At 51.4% G+C, this 15238-nt stretch carries 15 protein-coding genes; 9 read left to right on the top strand and 6 right to left on the bottom strand.

Features of this window, described 5'->3' with window-relative positions; genetic code table 11:
* Positions 1-53: 53 nt before the first annotated feature.
* Positions 54-731, bottom strand: coding sequence for a carbonic anhydrase (locus ACESNI_RS03700; protein WP_373085110.1), 678 nt, complete (start codon positions 729-731; stop codon positions 54-56).
* A gap of 211 nt (positions 732-942) precedes the next feature.
* On the opposite strand from ACESNI_RS03700, the gene ACESNI_RS03695 reads away from it, so the two are divergent.
* Complete coding sequence (locus ACESNI_RS03695) at positions 943-2190, top strand: MFS transporter (protein ID WP_373085109.1); 1248 nt, start codon at positions 943-945, stop codon at positions 2188-2190.
* Between the two features lie 181 nt (positions 2191-2371).
* Complete coding sequence (locus ACESNI_RS03690; RefSeq protein WP_373085131.1) at positions 2372-3232, top strand: RNA polymerase factor sigma-32; 861 nt, start codon at positions 2372-2374, stop codon at positions 3230-3232.
* A 397-nt stretch (positions 3233-3629) separates the two neighbouring features.
* On the opposite strand, the gene ACESNI_RS03685 is transcribed toward ACESNI_RS03690, so the two are convergent.
* Entirely contained in the window at positions 3630-4382 is a 753-nt protein-coding gene (locus ACESNI_RS03685; RefSeq protein WP_373085108.1) for a cytochrome c biogenesis CcdA family protein, read from the bottom strand.
* 150 nt (positions 4383-4532) lie between these two features.
* Here ACESNI_RS03685 and ACESNI_RS03680 point away from each other — a divergent pair, with 150 nt between their 5' ends.
* Entirely contained in the window at positions 4533-5528 is a 996-nt protein-coding gene (locus ACESNI_RS03680) for an NADPH:quinone oxidoreductase family protein (protein ID WP_373085106.1), read from the top strand.
* A 55-nt stretch (positions 5529-5583) separates the two neighbouring features.
* Here the strand turns inward: ACESNI_RS03680 and ACESNI_RS03675 are convergent, their stop codons facing one another.
* Positions 5584-5847, bottom strand: coding sequence for an ArsR/SmtB family transcription factor (locus tag ACESNI_RS03675; protein ID WP_373085130.1), 264 nt, complete (start codon positions 5845-5847; stop codon positions 5584-5586).
* 799 nt (positions 5848-6646) lie between these two features.
* Here ACESNI_RS03675 and ACESNI_RS03670 point away from each other — a divergent pair.
* A complete protein-coding gene (locus ACESNI_RS03670; RefSeq protein WP_373085105.1) occupies positions 6647-7366 on the top strand; it encodes a cell wall hydrolase in 720 nt (239 codons plus the stop codon).
* A 10-nt stretch (positions 7367-7376) separates the two neighbouring features.
* On the opposite strand, the gene ACESNI_RS03665 is transcribed toward ACESNI_RS03670, so the two are convergent.
* Together ACESNI_RS03665 and ACESNI_RS03660 are read right to left on the bottom strand one after the other, a co-directional pair.
* Positions 7377-8255 carry a DMT family transporter gene (locus ACESNI_RS03665; protein ID WP_373085104.1) on the bottom strand — a complete coding sequence of 293 codons (879 nt, stop codon included), beginning with the start codon at positions 8253-8255 and terminating at the stop codon, positions 7377-7379.
* A 37-nt stretch (positions 8256-8292) separates the two neighbouring features.
* A complete protein-coding gene (locus ACESNI_RS03660) occupies positions 8293-9324 on the bottom strand; it encodes an NAD-dependent epimerase/dehydratase family protein (RefSeq protein ID WP_373085103.1) in 1032 nt (343 codons plus the stop codon).
* 164 nt (positions 9325-9488) lie between these two features.
* On the opposite strand from ACESNI_RS03660, the gene ACESNI_RS03655 reads away from it, so the two are divergent.
* The 5 genes from ACESNI_RS03655 (at position 9489) to ACESNI_RS03635 (ending at position 14307) form a co-directional block, all read left to right on the top strand.
* Entirely contained in the window at positions 9489-10154 is a 666-nt protein-coding gene (locus ACESNI_RS03655) for a 2OG-Fe(II) oxygenase (protein ID WP_373085102.1), read from the top strand.
* Between the two features lie 154 nt (positions 10155-10308).
* Entirely contained in the window at positions 10309-11265 is a 957-nt protein-coding gene (locus ACESNI_RS03650) for a GlxA family transcriptional regulator (protein WP_373085101.1), read from the top strand.
* 158 nt (positions 11266-11423) lie between these two features.
* Positions 11424-12275 carry a cephalosporin hydroxylase family protein gene (locus tag ACESNI_RS03645; RefSeq protein WP_373085129.1) on the top strand — a complete coding sequence of 284 codons (852 nt, stop codon included), beginning with the start codon at positions 11424-11426 and terminating at the stop codon, positions 12273-12275.
* Between the two features lie 8 nt (positions 12276-12283).
* Positions 12284-13528 carry a glycosyltransferase family 2 protein gene (locus ACESNI_RS03640; protein ID WP_373085100.1) on the top strand — a complete coding sequence of 415 codons (1245 nt, stop codon included), beginning with the start codon at positions 12284-12286 and terminating at the stop codon, positions 13526-13528.
* Entirely contained in the window at positions 13525-14307 is a 783-nt protein-coding gene (locus ACESNI_RS03635; protein WP_373085099.1) for a hypothetical protein, read from the top strand. The genes ACESNI_RS03640 and ACESNI_RS03635 overlap by 4 nt, the downstream gene beginning before the upstream one ends.
* A gap of 21 nt (positions 14308-14328) precedes the next feature.
* Here the strand turns inward: ACESNI_RS03635 and ACESNI_RS03630 are convergent, their stop codons facing one another.
* A complete protein-coding gene (locus ACESNI_RS03630; protein ID WP_373085098.1) occupies positions 14329-15216 on the bottom strand; it encodes an NAD-dependent epimerase/dehydratase family protein in 888 nt (295 codons plus the stop codon).
* Positions 15217-15238 lie beyond the last annotated feature (22 nt).

The raw sequence follows: 15238 nt of genomic DNA, 5'->3' as shown, positions 1-15238 counted from the left end.
TCCGCTAGAAAATATGTATGCAGAGGACAATGATCAAGTATTTTGACAAAATGTCAATTCGTTGGTGGCAAATCTACGCCCTGCGCCAAGTGTTGAGCAAGCAACTTGGGATAGTCGGGACCTCTCACGACGTTGTTGCCGTGATCATAATGGACTAGATCGCGGAGGAGTCCGTCGCGGATCGAATAGATAATGCCATGGACGGAAAATTCCTGTCCTCCGTCCCAGGCATCCTGTACCACGGTAGTCGCACAGACATTGCGGACCTGCTCGATCACATTCAACTCGCACATCAAATCAGACAATTCCTGAGGGCTGGTGGTCTTGGCAATTACCTCTTCGTTCAGCCGCTGGATGATGCGGATATGGCGCAGCCAGTTATCGATCATACCGTTCTTGCGCTCCGACAGCGCCGCCGCGATTCCGCCGCAGCCGTAATGGCCGCAGATTATGATATGGCGCACCTTCAATACTTCGACTGCATATTGCAGGACCGACAGGCAGTTGAGATCCGAAGGGACGACGATATTGGCGATATTTCGGTGAACGAAAACCTCGCCGGGGGGAAGGTCCATGATCTGGTTCGCGGGCACGCGGCTGTCGGAACAGCCGATCCAGAGATATTCCGGGTTCTGCTGATGGGCGAGGCTTTCAAAGAAATCCGGAAATTCCTTTGTCGTGCTGGCCGCCCAAGCCTTGTTCTTTTCAAATATTTTTTTAAATTCTTCCATCGATCCAATCCTTGCCCTTCAGACTCCGGCCACAATAGTTAAATCTACAGCTTGCCGCGAGTTTTAGTCGTAAATTACAGCAAGGGAAACAGTTTAATGACAATTTTACACTCATGGCCCCCGACACAGGTGCTTAACCCCTAATTAAATTGACAATAAATCATTTTGCGTAGACCGTACCGGTAAAAGAAATCGTTGGTAAGCGAGCATTATGTCCCCGGAAGTCAGGCCGCCTGCGGTCAAAAGACGTGCAATTTATATCTTTCTTGTCTGTGCCGTTTTGTTTGGTCTGGGGCAATTCAATCGCTATTCAGGGGCGGTGATTATGCTCCCGCTTTCCAGTGATCTTGGTATCACCGTCGAGCGGCTCGGGATCGCGGCTGCGGCCCTGTTTTTTGCAGCGGCGCTGGTGCAGGTCCCTATCGGCATGGCTTTGGACCGGTTTGGTCCGCGCATTGTCATTTCCAGTATGACTATTCTCGCGGTTGGCGGATCTTTTCTTCTGGCGACTGCGACCGATTTCAACGACGTGCTGCTGGCCCGGATTTTAATTGGGCTTGGCTTCTCGGCGACTATGATGTCGGCTTATGTTCTTTTCGCCAAATGGTTTCCTCCGACGAAATTCGCGACCGTGGCCTCCTGGCTGCTCGCGGCATCGAGCTTCGGCGGTATGATGGCCTCAGCGCCGCTTGCCTATATAATCGACCATTACGGTTGGCGAATGCCTTTTGCCGCGGTTGGAGGCCTCACCGTGCTGGTCCTGCTCATTGGGATTTATGTTATCCGCGACGTGCCGCCCGGCTATCTCCATGACAAGTCAAAACCCGTGACAATGGGGCAAAGCATCCGCGGGTATATGAGCGTCCTTCTGCATCCGAAATTCTTTTACCTCCTGGCGATGGGGTTTGTCGCCTATGGCCCGGCGGTGGCGCTGCTCGGCATGTGGGGCGGCCCCTACCTTGAAGACATCTACGGTCTCGACGGGGTGGAGCGGGGACAGATATTGCTGTTCATGACAATTTCTGTTCCCATCGGCGGTCTGTTTTTCGGACCGCTCGATCGTTATTTCAAGAGCCGCAAGAAAATTGTGATATGTGCCGTGCTGTTGCAACTTACCGCTTTCGTCATCCTCGGGCTCACGGATAAACTACCGCTCTGGGCGGTGATAGGTCTTTTCGTTTATATTGTCTTCGTCCAGCAATATTATGTCGTGCTAGCCGCTCAATGCAGATCCTCCTTTCCCGATCATCTTGTCGGCCGCGCCAATTCAACACTCAACCTGATCTGCATCGCCGGGGTCGGCTTCATGCAATCGTTGTTCGGCTGGATTCTGGCGGTCAGCGATGGCAATGGATATCAGCGATCCTTTCTTGTTATCGCCGGCATGCTCGTCGTTGCCCTCATCCTCTACACGAGATCGAGTGCGAACCCCCTTAAACAGGAGCCCGAGGGAACTTAATTCCACGGCTCGCGTTTGACTTTCATCTAGACGGAACTAATGCGAAGAGTTGGGGGTCACGTTTACGTCAGATTTCAAAGGATTAATTGTATCATTTGGCGCAATATATTAAACTTAAATGATATGATATTCTCGTCGATTCTGAAATTTGTTCCCCAGTGAATATGGCGGAGGAAATATGATGGCTACACATGAGACAACGAATGCCTTTAAGCGTAATCGCGCTTTTGTATCAACGGCAATGTCCATACCACTGTTGAGCAGGGAGAGGGAATTTGAACTCGCCTACCGGTGGCGGCAACAGGATGACGAGAAGGCACTTCATGAGCTGGTATCGGCCTATATGCGGCTGGTTGTTTCCATGGCCTCTAAATTCAGGAACTATGGCCTGTCCATGAGCGATCTTGTACAGGAAGGCAATATCGGGCTGATGCAGGCAGCGTTCAAGTTCGAGCCGGAACGGGAGATCCGCTTTTCCACATATGCGAGCTGGTGGATAAAATCTGCGATGCAGGATTATGTGCTTCGCAACTGGTCGATCGTGCGGTCGGGGACGAGTGCGACACAGAAATCCCTGTTCTTTAATTTGCGGTGGCTTCGCGCCAAGATCCAGAATATGGATGAAAACGCCTTCTCATCCGATACCCTTCAGGCGATTTCCGACAGGCTGCATATCAAGATCAAGGATGTCGAGGTCATGGCCCACCGGCTTTCCGGCCGCGACCAGTCGTTGAACGCGCCGATTGGGGAAAATGGGGATGACAGTCTTGAAGATTTTCTGCCCGATGAAAACCCGACCCCCGAAGAGTATACCATGCGCTCAATTGATGGTGAAGTGCGATCAAAATGGCTGAGCACTGCGTTGCAGGAACTGTCCGACCGCGAGCAGATAATTATCCGGGAACGGCGATTGCAGGATGACAAGACAACGCTGGAAGTTCTGGGAAACCGTCTAGGCATCACAAAGGAACGGGTGCGCCAGATTGAGCATAAGGCATTTGAGAAACTCAGGTTTTCCATGGCCCGGATCAGCCGGGAATAAGCCTCAACCTGCCCGAGAACGGCACATCCTCTCTATAAGAGATTACCGCTTTGCGCTGGAGTATTTGGGCTAAACCGGTCATGCACGGCTAATCCCTGCCGCCCGTGACTGCCCGAAACCTGTTCATAATTGTGACCATGGCTACATAATCCCATTATAAACAGTCGTTTATTGCCGATTTATGACCCCATGGTCTTGATCCACCTTCCTTGAACAAATAACTCACCTTCAACCTTGCATGCTATTGCAAGGAACGGAAACTGCCAAGAGTTGAAACTGCTCGCGGCTTGTGGGGTGAGGAAAATGGGAAACGAAATAGGAGCTATGTGGTTTATCGCAGTTATGCTCATCGGTTTTTTGGGATTGGTGTCCATATTTGTATAGACCTGAGACATAATTAGCCCAGATTGGCGAGGCCCGGAAACGCTTCGAGGAACCAATAGGCAAGGATCTGAAACTCTCCTGAGAATATCAAGATACCCGTGGCAATCAGGATAATGCCGGTACCGACCTCGACCAGTTTGAAATGTCTGCGGAAACGGCGCATGAATTTCAAAAATCGGTTGATGGCGAAGGCCGCGAGAATAAAGGGTATGCCAAGCCCAAGGGAGTAAACGCCGAGCAGGCTAACGCCATACCCGAGCGAGCTGTCACTGGCGGCAATGGCAAGAATTGTCCCGAGGATAGGCCCTATACAGGGCGTCCAGCCAAATCCGAATGCCAGTCCAATGACATAGGAGCCAAACCAGTTCTGCGGTTTGTCGACATCGTTAAAGCGGGCTTCGCGATACAACAGCGGAATTCGAATTAAGCCTGTCATATGGATGCCGAAAATGACAATCACGGCCCCGGCAATTTTCGATAGCAGATCGAGATGGCCAATAATCAGGCGGTTGATAAAGGACGCCGAGGCGCCCAGCAGGATAAAGACTGTTGAAAAGCCGAGTACGAAAATGACGGCCATGGAGACGACCTGCCAGTTGATTCCCCGCGGGGTGGCTTCATCCTCCTCATAGGTCAGCTTGTCTAGACTAGTCCCGGCAACCAGGCAGAGATAAGCGGGGACAAGCGGCAGGACGCAAGGGCTGAGAAAGCTGATAAGGCCGCCGCCAGCAGCCGCAAGATATGAGATTTCAAGGCCAGGCGTCATGTCTCTGGTCGTCACTTCCAGTAAAACTTGTGATCGTTACGCATGGGATACCTCTTTTCCACCTCTCAATCCAGTCACAAGATAGTATAATATCCGGGCAAATCGTCGCGGAATGGGGTAGCAAGGAAGCAGAAGAGCCAAAAAATAAAAATGACGGATTATCTATCAACCGCAGCTATCTGTGAAACGCTCGCCGGGCCCGAGGCGGTGCGCATTGAAAAGCAGCGGCTTTTACCGCTTGAATCCGGCGAGATTCGGGTTCGTCTGAAGGCCGCCGCCCTTAATTTCCCCGATATGTTGATGACCTATGGCAAATACCAGTTTAAGCCCGAACTTCCGTTCATCCTCGGAATGGAAGGGGCGGGGGTCATTGAGGAAACAAACGGGGCTTCCGCGCCTTTTAAGTCCGGCGACAAGGTGCTGGTTAAAGGCAAAACAGGTGCCTTCGCCGAACATATCACGGTGCGTGCTGCCCAACTCGACCCGATGCCTGGACATCTATCATTCGAGGAGGCGGCGGCCTTCGCGGTCACCTTTTTGACGGCCCATGTGTCCCTGGTTGAGCGCGCAAAGATAAAATCCGGGGAAACTCTGCTGGTTCTGGGCGCCGGGGGAGGTGTCGGCCAGGCAATGGTTGCGCTCGGCAAGGCCCTCGGGGCAACCGTCATTGCCGCTGCCAGTTCAGCGGAAAAGCTCGCCATCGCACGGGAAAGCGGCGCCGATTGCCTGATAAACTACCGATGTCAGGATTTTCGGCGAGAAGTAATGAACCTTACCGATGGCCGCGGTGCCGACGTGATTGTCGATCCGGTGGGCGGAACGTATTTTGAGGACAGCCTTGACTGTATCGCCTGGGCCGGACGGATATTGATCGTCGGCTTTGCAAGTGGCGTTTTCGGCGTTCTTAAGGCGGACATACTATCGCGCAAAGGATGCTCGGTTCTCGGTGTACGGGCGGGGGAATTCGGTCGTCGTGACCCCGAGGCCGGACGACGGGCATTCGCTGATGTATGTAGGCTCGCCGAAGAAAAGAACTTGAAGCCGATCATCCATAAATGCTGGCCGCTTGATCAGGTGAAGGAAGCATTGCAGGCAATGGAAAGGCGGGAGATTGCCGGGAAACAGGTCGTTCTAATCGGGAAGTAATCATGGGGATTACGAGTGACGCAAAATAACGCCACTCGTAAATATATCAACTCATTCAGGCGACTTCTGCAAGCTTGTCCTGATCACCGACAAAAATGTCGTGCAAAAGCTGAAGAACGTCCGTGACATTCTCATTTTGCAAAGAGTAATAAATTGTCTGCGCATCGCGACGTGTCTTTACAACCTCTTCTTTGCGAAGTCGGGCGAGATGCTGTGATAACGCCGACTGACTTAATCCGACAATTTTCTCCAACTCGCCCACAGAGCGCTCCGTTTCAACCAAATTACATAAAATAAGTAACCGGTGCTTGTTTGACATTGCTTTAAGGAAACGGCTTGCGTCGGGCGCCTTATCTTGAAGGGACGTTATATTCATAAATGAAACCATACAGTTCTATTAAAAGGAAAATTCTCAATAGCTGATATAACAATTCCAACAATTGTTGCAAGCAAAACAATTTGAAAAAAGGATCAAAAAAGCTAAAAAATTGGCCAGTACAAGGCTTTTTTCAAGATGTTGCGTTATAGGCAGCAGATAAGTAATTTTATAACTTCAAATTTACGAAAATTTCCGGGATTACACAAATATATACAGAGAGAATTCTGTTTTAAATTCACACGCCCAGTACCCATCCGTCCATAAAAGGACGAATGGTAGAGACGATGCATAAATTGTTGTGAAATGTCCGGATGTCTGGTACGGAAAAAGCCTTACCAGTGTTTTTAAGAGTCGATATCCCTGTTTCCAGTAACCGGTTTTGTAAATGAGACTGTTATTCCATAATGAGCGTATCATTTGGGTGATGGATAGAAATCGTTATCCCTCATTCGGGTGAAGAACGTCACGGGTGTCATTTATCGCGCCAAGGTAATGCGAGTGATGGCCTAACTCTCTGTTTTAACGATTTGTTTTTACAGTTTTGAGGGAACTTTCGAAAAATATGCTTAAGTTTTTGTTAACCATAAATCGGCGTTAATGATTAACGAAAGCTAAAAAAAAGTCGCGTTCCTACCATGTCCGGGTGATGAGTTCCGCCCCTGTAAATTGGTATTATAGGTGAATAGCCAGTGTAGGTTGGGCAGACGACTTTATAGATAGCAATATTGGAAAAGTGACAATGCAGACGCGATGGCATAAAATCCTCAATATGACAAAATCACGGTCTCATGAAATTGGTCTGGTCCTTGGCGGCACAACCATCGTAACGACGATGCTGGTCAGTTTAGCCTTGCTGTTCCAGGTCGGGACAGCAGCCAATGCGACTGACCGATTGGCCTACTTTAACGCTGGTAAATATGCGAAACTGACTCAGCTTGAGCAGAAGGCCGGGGAGTTATGGGCCACTCCGGGGGCTTTGGCGTCCATTGTTGATATGGATATGCCGGACCTGCTGAGCCTGGATAAAACCTATAAGTCGGTCGATTTGTTTGGCCGCACATTTAGCCAGGAGGAAATGTGCCTCGCTCAGGCGGTCTATTTTGAGGGCCGCGGCGAGCCGTTGGTGGGACAGGTCGCCATCGCCGAAGTGGTTCTCAATCGCATCGTCGACCGGCGCTACCCGGACACGGCGTGCAAAGTTGTTTTCCAAAACCAGGATATGCCTAACAGATGTCAGTTTTCCTTTGCCTGTGACGGTTTGTCCGACAGGCCGAAGGAAACAAGCTCCTGGGAGACGGCGCTGAAGGTAGTGGCCCTTGTTATGAATGGGGAGCGAAGCGGCATCGCCAAGCGGGCCACTCACTATCACGCGCTTTACGTCTCGCCAAAATGGAGTGCCCATCTCAGCAAACTCGGACAGGTGGGAAGCCATATATTCTATCGCGAAGAAGTGATCTAGGATCACGGCCTTAAGGTAGCGGTAACGGCGGTTTCCTTTTATATCCCAGGATGGAATGGATCACCAGGGTGGTGATGACGAGTGCCCCGCCGGCAAGGGTTTCGGGCCTCGGCGTTTCGTTCAATACCAGCCAGACCCAGAATGATCCGAAAATACTCTCCAGCAGCATGAGCAGGCTGACCTCCGGTGCGGTAATATATCGCGGGCCGACCGTGATTAGGCCGAAAGCAACCGGCACGATCACCAGCCCGAGCAAGGCCAGATAGGCAAAATCCGAGCCATTGATCGCGAGCGGGGCGGCAAAGGGCAAGGTGACGGCCGCCGTCAACAGTCCCGAGAGCGCGAGAGAGGGCACCATATCGATGTCGCGGGCGTGACGCACTGTCGTAATCTGGCCTGCGAGCCCGAAGGCGCAGACGATGGCGAAAATGTCTCCGTGGCGACTGCCGCCACCCAGGCTGCCGATGAAAATAAGGCTGATCCCGCCGACGCAAACCAAAATTGCAATCCAGGTTGACCGGGAAATTATCTCGTTCAGGAACAGCCGTGAAAACAGCGCCGCAAAAAGCGGGGCCGTGGCAATTATGACGAGTGCGTTGGCAACCGAGGTATGAGTGATGGCGAGCACGAAAAAGATCGTGCTGAACGTAAACAGGGCAGCGGCCAGCATCCCGCGTCTTCCCATCACTTTGAGCCGGGCGATGATACTCTGCTTTCGTCTTGTCATATAAAATCCGGTGATAGCGATGGCAAACAACAGCCCGCGCCAGAACAGGATTGTCCAACTATCGGCTGACACAAGTCGAATCAGAAGTCCATCCGGCGACAGGATGATAACTCCGGTCGTGGTGATCAGAATGCCGAAAAGATGCGGCGGTAATTTTGCCATGGGCGCGGTCTCGATCTCGATTTTTAGGGATGCATGTTTATTGAGGGTCGATGATTTTCAGGTCAATCAGGCTGTCAGCGGTATCCAAAATTGATTGATGCATCGGGATGGGACGCCAGTCAAGGTCAGATCGGACATGGGAGGTGTCATACCGATGGGAGGGGCCGAGCCGTTCGGCCGCGACTTTCAGCGACGGGTTAAATATCGCTATTAGTCGGATGACCCAGTCAGGGACGTGACGCGTTGGTATTTTATACCCGCGCGGTCCCAAATGAATTTGGAGCTGTTCGGCGATCTGCCGGAGGGATAATAGTTCGGTAATGCAAATATACCGGTTTTTCGGCGCCGCATCCCGGCGGAGCGCTTCAACATGAGCGCTTGCGACATCCCGGACATCGACAAGGTTGAAGCCGATATCGGGGATGCCAGGAACTTCGCGAGCAATCAATCGTCTCACTACCTCATGTGAGGCGCTGGTTTTTGCGGCGATTAATGGGCCGAGAACGAAACCGGGGTTGATAGAGACAAACTCCGGCCGGGTTTTGTCGTCAAGGGAGCGGATATACTCCCACGCTGCCTGCTCGGCCATTGTCTTGCTTTTCGGATAGGCGCCTATGGACTGGGTGACATCGCTCCAGTAGTTTTCATCGAGGAATATATTCTTATCCTGTCCACCATATATCGCCGCGATGGAGGAGGTCATGACAATTCGGGTAACGCCAGCTTTGGCCGCCGCCCTTATGGCCCGCAAGGCGCCGTCCCGCGCCGGCACGATGAGATCATTCTCGTCTCGCGGTGTTGCGATGGGCAGTGGGGATGCCATGTGCAAAAGATATGTCGCCCCGACCATGGCCTCGTCCCAACCCGCATCGTCCAATAAATCCGCTTCGGCAAAGCTGAGAGCTGAGATGTCGCAATGCCGGGAGAGGGCCACTGACAGGTCTTCAGCGCGGCTGGTATCACGCAAAGTCCCGCGCACCGCGAACCCCGCCGCCAGTAATTGCGTGATGGCATGCAGGGCGATGAACCCTGATGCGCCGGTTACGATTACCAGTTGCTTGTCACTCATTAATCATCCCTTATTTCTGTGGCGTCACCATAGCCGACTTTTGTCCGGGAGAGAGTAAAAATTCTGTAACGATATCCGGGAAGGCACTACAGTGAAATCAAGATAAACCCATGCATCTGGATGTGAAGGAATGAGGAAGGGAGACCGCGGTGGACTGGCAGGAGATGGAACAGGATTTAGACGGGCGCGGCTATGTCTGTATTAAAAACCTGCTTGATGACGATCAATGCCGGACGCTAATCAGCGGTTTTGATACGGGGACCCTTTATCGCCGCCATATCATCATGCAGCGTCATGGATACGGACAGGGCGAGTATAAATATTTCGACTATCCGCTCCCAGACATTATCGCCGGTCTGCGCGAGGAATTTTATACGGCGCTGGCGCCGCTCGCCAATCGCTGGTCAGATCAGTTGCGCACAGGTATCGCTTATCCGAAAACACTGGCGGAATACACCCGGGTCTGCCGTGCAGCCGGGCAAATAAAGCCGACGCCGCTTATCTTGAAATACGAGACCGGGGATTATAACCGTCTACATCAGGATCTATATGGATCACTGATGTTTCCGATGCAGATGACAATCCTGCTCAGCGATCCGGACACGGATTTCGTTGGTGGCGAATTCATTCTGACGGAACAGAGACCGCGGCAACAGTCGAGGGCGACGGTCATTCCGTTGCGAAAGGGCGACGCCGTTATCTTTGCCGTCAACGAACGGCCGGTCATGGGGAAGTCCCGGTTCATCAGGACCCGAATGCGTCACGGGGTCAGTGACGTCCGGCGTGGCCACCGCTTTACCCTCGGTGTGATATTCCACGACGCCGCATAGCTTCAGCGCTGCCAAACCCTACCTGTAGAGGGGATATCCGGTCGGACTTATTTCGCTTTTAAATCGCATATCTTTCCACTACTGTCCTCTGAGCGGCACGCCTTGTTATGGCTGTATTGCCCTGTCGACGGCCAAGGGAGCCCAATAACTCTGCATGACGGAAGTTCCTAAAAAATACGGATTTCTTTTGACCGATCAATGCAGCATGATTTGTTTCAGCAGCGCCATCGAACCTTTGCGTTCAGCCAACCGCATGAGCGGCCGCCATCTGTATGACTGGAATATCCTGACACTCGATGGAAAAAGCGAGCGCACCAGCAGCGGCATCAGCATCCTGCCGGACATGAAGCTTGAAGAGGCATCCAGTCTTGATATTTTATTCGTGTGCGGCGGTATCGGCACCGATAAAATCAGGGATGAGCATCTCCTTGCTGAACTTCGCCGGATTGTGCAACATGGTACCGGGATTGGTGCGCTCAGCACCGGTACGTTCATCCTTGCCGCGGCGGGTTTGCTCAACGGCTACCAATGCACCATTCACTGGGAAGCGGCGATCAGCCTGAAGGAAAGTTACCCGAAGACTATTTTTACCGGCAGCATCTACGAGATTGACCGCAACAGATATACTTGCGCCGGCGGGACGTCAGCCATCGATCTGATGTTGCATATGATCGGGACGGCGCATGGCGATAAACTTGCCTATGATATTTCCCTGCAATTCATGCATGACCGGATCCGGACCCATAGCGACAAACAGCAAGTGGTCCGCAAGCTGCAGCTGGCGGCGAAATCCCAAAAACTTCTCACCATTGTCGAGATTATGGAGCAGAATATCGAGGACCCGATCTCGCCCGAGCAACTGGCCGAGGAAGTCGGGATTTCAATTCGACAGGTCGAGCGTCTTTTTCGTCAACATACGGAAAGATCGCCTGCGCGCTACTATATGGAACTGAGACTTGAGCACGCTCGCTTGCTGTTGCTGCAGACCAGCATGTCAATCACCGAGATTTATATTGCCTCGGGCTTCTCTACCCATTCCCATTTCGCCAAGAGCTACCGTGAATATTATGGCCTCAGTCCCAGCCGCGAGAGAAAACCGCGATTTGTTTAAAAAATGAGCGATTTTGGCGCTGGAATTTCGTCAGAACAGGGCGCAATTATGTAAATCTGTTGTTTTGATGGGCGAGGACGGGTAGAAATTATGGCATGAGCCACCTTTTCGGTAATCCGATCGTGATCGTCGCTCATTCCAAACGCAAAAGGAAAAAAATGCCGTCAGATAAACCAGATGCTGCCGCCCAGTTCAGGGAAGAAGTTCAGCAAACGATCAAGGGCTACAGCAATGAGACGGACTGGCAAAAACTGTCGCATGACTGGATTATGCAGGCACTTGCAAAGCGCTACGTTTATAATTTTTCAAGCCTCGGCCGCCCGATCATTCAACTGCCCACCGATATGGTGGCGTTTCAGGAAATTGTCTGGGACGTGAAGCCAGACTTAATTATCGAAACCGGCATTGCCCATGGCGGCTCCCTGATCCAAAGCGCGTCCCTATTGGCCATGCTCGATTATTGTGATGCGGTGGAGGCCGGGGTCATGCTCGATCCCAAATCACCGATAAGACGGGTTCTGGGAATCGATATCGATATTCGGGCGCATAACCTGAAGGCAATCAAGGATCATCCGATGTCCGGGCGGATTGATATGATCGAAGGCTCGTCCATAGACTCCAGTGTGATCAAACAAGTAACGGATGTTGCGGCCTCTTATTCACGGGTTCTCGTCAGCCTGGACAGCAACCATACTCATGATCATGTCCTTGCCGAACTTGAGGCCTATGCGCCGCTCACCAGCATAGGAAGCTATTGTCTCGTGTTTGATACCATTGTTGAGGATATGCCGGAGGATTTCTATCCGGATCGGCCCTGGCATCCGGGAAACAGCCCCAAAAGTGCCGTTTTTGAATATCTTAAGAAGCTTGAAAGCGAAAAGATTACAGGGTCGGACGGAAAGCGGCTTCAGTTCGAGAACGATCACATGGTCGAAGACAAGCTGTTCTTTTCGGTTACGCCCGACGGCTTTTTGAAACGGGTACAGACGAAAAATTCAGCCTCTGGATAGGCGGTTTCATGAAAATAAGTATTGTAATCCCGACCCGTAACCGATCTGAATTTCTGGAATATTGCCTGCAAACATGCCTCGCGTCTCCTGATGACGGCATTGAGATTGTTGTTAGCGATAATAACAGTTCAGATGCCACCAGGGACGTCGTCGGAAGTTTTGTCGACAAACGGCTTCATTACCATAATCCCGGCCAGGATTTAAGCATGCGGCAGAATTTCGAGTTTGCGCTGTCGAAGGCAACCGGCGACTATATAATATTCATTGGGGATGATGACGGGATTTTGCCGAATGGCATTGCCACATTGCGGTATCTGATTGAAACCTATCACCCGGATATCGTTACCTGGCGCCATATCACATACATCTGGCCAAAACCGGACCCGCTGCCCGAGGATGGGTTGTTGAAATTTCGGTACCGGGATTTTTGCGGACCGTTTTACAATTTGGACCCGGTGCAAATTCTGTCCGATTTCTGTCAGGCAAAACTGACAAATTATCGCGATGGCGCGAATATCTATCATGGCTGTGTGTCCCGCAAGATCATTGAGAAAATCAAGAAAAAGGGCGGGGAATATTTCCAAGGGCAGATTCCCGATGTCAACACGTCAATAACAAACCTGACCGCCGCGAAGTCGATATTATGGGTTCGTAACCCTGTGACAATTGCTGGCGAGGGCTGGAAAAGTAACGGGATAGCGCTGAACTCCTCTGGGAAAACCACAACGGAACAGAAGGAAATCGCAACTAACTTCACGTCTCTTGCACAAAAGGACAAAATCGTCGCCGAACTCGATCTCAGAATCCGGTCCATTCCCGCCTATACCTATGCCAACCTGCTGCGGGTCAATCAGGACCATCTTGACGGCTCTTGCCAAATCGATCACGAAAGGTGGCGGCAGCGCATTATTGAAGACATGCGTAAATACCCTCCAGAAAATAGATGCTGGTCCGTCCTTGAGGCGTTCTTTCAAACCGCCGACCCGGCATATGAAATCAGGAATTTGTCCGAACCAAAGCCGCCGATCACGGAGGCCGTTCAGGAAGAACCCGCAGTGCCCGGCCGCCCCAAGAAGCGAAAAAAATATGTTGACCCGCAATATACTGAAAATGTTGCGACGGTGGTGGACTGGCTTCAGTCCGTCACAGGTAAGCCCTATTATCCAAAAAAATGGCCTTTAGTTGCGTTTATTGAGCAAATTTCCAAGTCCGTAGAAATGTGCCGCAATGTTAAGCTCATAGAGAAGACATGAAAAAAAATAATCGCTTTCTGAATGCTGGATATGTCGCCATTGACGGTGCATTTAGCCGCTTGCTGCCCACACGTCCCCATATCCTTATTGCCTGCATGCCTAAATCGGCTTCGACGTTTCTGGCGAGCGCAATTTCGGAATTGCCTGGATTTCGCCGATACCGGCTGACGCCTGATTGGGGCGCGCGGGAGCAGGAATTATGCTCGATACGCCTGTCGCGCTATAACCGGCGGAAATATGTGTCTCAGCACCATCTGCGCAACAGTGAATGGACGCAGCATCTGATCACGCAATATAATTTAACCCCCATCGTTCTCGTTCGCAATCTTGCTGATTGTGCCATCAGCATTCGTGAACATTTTCAAAAGGAGCCAGGGGAGGGCCCGACAGCCTATTTTGATAAGTCACATCTCGCCATGTCAAATAGCGAGTTTGAAGAGGCGATCGTCCGTCTTGCGATCCCCTGGTATATCAATTTTTATGCGGGCTGGAAGGCTGCGGAAAATATTTCAATTTATGATTTTGATGAATATACGGCTGAACCTGAGAAAGTGATGGGCGAGATTCTTGCCAAAGCCACAACTCATCTGCCGGCATCAGAAATACAGCAGGCGCTTGGCCGTGTGCGGGAACAGCAGACACGCTTCAATGTTGGCGCCTCTGGTCGAGGAGAACTTCTCTCAAACCCCGCAAAAAAGGCACTACTTCGGATGATGGATTTTTACCCGAGTTTACAGGATGATCCGCTTTTTGTAAAAACGCGGAACACGCTTGGCTAAGGAACTGGCTAACCATCGGCATCACTTATCAAAGTAAGAAGCAAGGCCTTCTGTTAAAGATGTGAGTTTTCGGGGCCGGAAGGCTTGCAGGAGCTTTTTGTTACATCCGTACACCGATGTTTCCGACACGGTCAGTTGAGAAGCACTCCTTAAAGCAGTCACCAATTCCTTTTTCCCCAGTAATTTTGCGCATTCGAGCGCGATCTCATGCGGAAGGAGGGCGGTGCCGGAGCAGATATTGACAGTCCCGGTAACGTCTGTCGATGCGAGCGCCTCAAAAGCGATGGCGACATCCTCAATATGGATCAGGTCAACGGCGCGGCCGGCGTTCTGGAACTCGGGAAGGCGGTTGTTTGAAATTTCCCGGAGAATATAGGAGACCAACTTGGTTTTGTCCTCATCCGGGCCATAGGGAAAGAAGATACGGGCCCAGACAAGATTGATATTTTGGCCAATGATGTCTGACAGCATCGCAAACGCGACCTTGCTTGCCGAGTAATAAGTTGTGGGATTAAGAGGAGACTTGTTTTCCTCTAGGATGGTGTTTTCCCACTTATATTCAGCACAGCTGCCAGCGAGGACCGCCTTTTCACCGCCATGGTGGGTGAATAAATCGAGGAATAGCGCGCTCGCTGAGATCCAGCGGAAATTCTCCGTTGAATGCCAGAATTTACCGGGTGTTGCCTCCCAGGCGAGGTGAATGAGGTGGCGCGCCTGATAGCGTTTGAAAAAGGCGCCAACACTTATCGGATCATGCAAGTCAAGTTCAACATAGGTAAGATTTTCGTCGGCGGTATAAGGAGAGGGAGAGCGTCCGACGGCGATGACATGCCAGCCGTGCGACAAAAGCTGCTTAACTACATGGCGCCCTATAAATCCGGTTGACCCGGTGACAATACAGTTTTTCAAGTTGACCCCGTTTTCTCACGCA

Source organism: Sneathiella sp., assembly GCF_041689005.1.
Lineage (GTDB): Bacteria > Pseudomonadota > Alphaproteobacteria > Sneathiellales > Sneathiellaceae > Sneathiella.
This window is presented reverse-complemented; position numbering and strand designations above follow the sequence as displayed.

Coding starts and splice junctions, on each gene's coding strand:
- ACESNI_RS03660 (WP_373085103.1), bottom strand. CDS start 9,324: ATGAGTGACAAGCAACTGGTAATCGTAACCGGCGCATCAGGGTTCATC.
- ACESNI_RS03685 (WP_373085108.1), bottom strand. CDS start 4,382: ATGACGCCTGGCCTTGAAATCTCATATCTTGCGGCTGCTGGCGGCGGC.
- ACESNI_RS03635 (WP_373085099.1), top strand. CDS start 13,525: ATGAAAAAAAATAATCGCTTTCTGAATGCTGGATATGTCGCCATTGAC.
- ACESNI_RS03655 (WP_373085102.1), top strand. CDS start 9,489: ATGGAACAGGATTTAGACGGGCGCGGCTATGTCTGTATTAAAAACCTG.
- ACESNI_RS03645 (WP_373085129.1), top strand. CDS start 11,424: ATGCCGTCAGATAAACCAGATGCTGCCGCCCAGTTCAGGGAAGAAGTT.
- ACESNI_RS03680 (WP_373085106.1), top strand. CDS start 4,533: ATGACGGATTATCTATCAACCGCAGCTATCTGTGAAACGCTCGCCGGG.
- ACESNI_RS03695 (WP_373085109.1), top strand. CDS start 943: ATGTCCCCGGAAGTCAGGCCGCCTGCGGTCAAAAGACGTGCAATTTAT.
- ACESNI_RS03690 (WP_373085131.1), top strand. CDS start 2,372: ATGGCTACACATGAGACAACGAATGCCTTTAAGCGTAATCGCGCTTTT.
- ACESNI_RS03650 (WP_373085101.1), top strand. CDS start 10,309: ATGACGGAAGTTCCTAAAAAATACGGATTTCTTTTGACCGATCAATGC.
- ACESNI_RS03665 (WP_373085104.1), bottom strand. CDS start 8,255: ATGGCAAAATTACCGCCGCATCTTTTCGGCATTCTGATCACCACGACC.
- ACESNI_RS03700 (WP_373085110.1), bottom strand. CDS start 731: ATGGAAGAATTTAAAAAAATATTTGAAAAGAACAAGGCTTGGGCGGCC.
- ACESNI_RS03640 (WP_373085100.1), top strand. CDS start 12,284: ATGAAAATAAGTATTGTAATCCCGACCCGTAACCGATCTGAATTTCTG.
- ACESNI_RS03675 (WP_373085130.1), bottom strand. CDS start 5,847: ATGTCAAACAAGCACCGGTTACTTATTTTATGTAATTTGGTTGAAACG.
- ACESNI_RS03670 (WP_373085105.1), top strand. CDS start 6,647: ATGCAGACGCGATGGCATAAAATCCTCAATATGACAAAATCACGGTCT.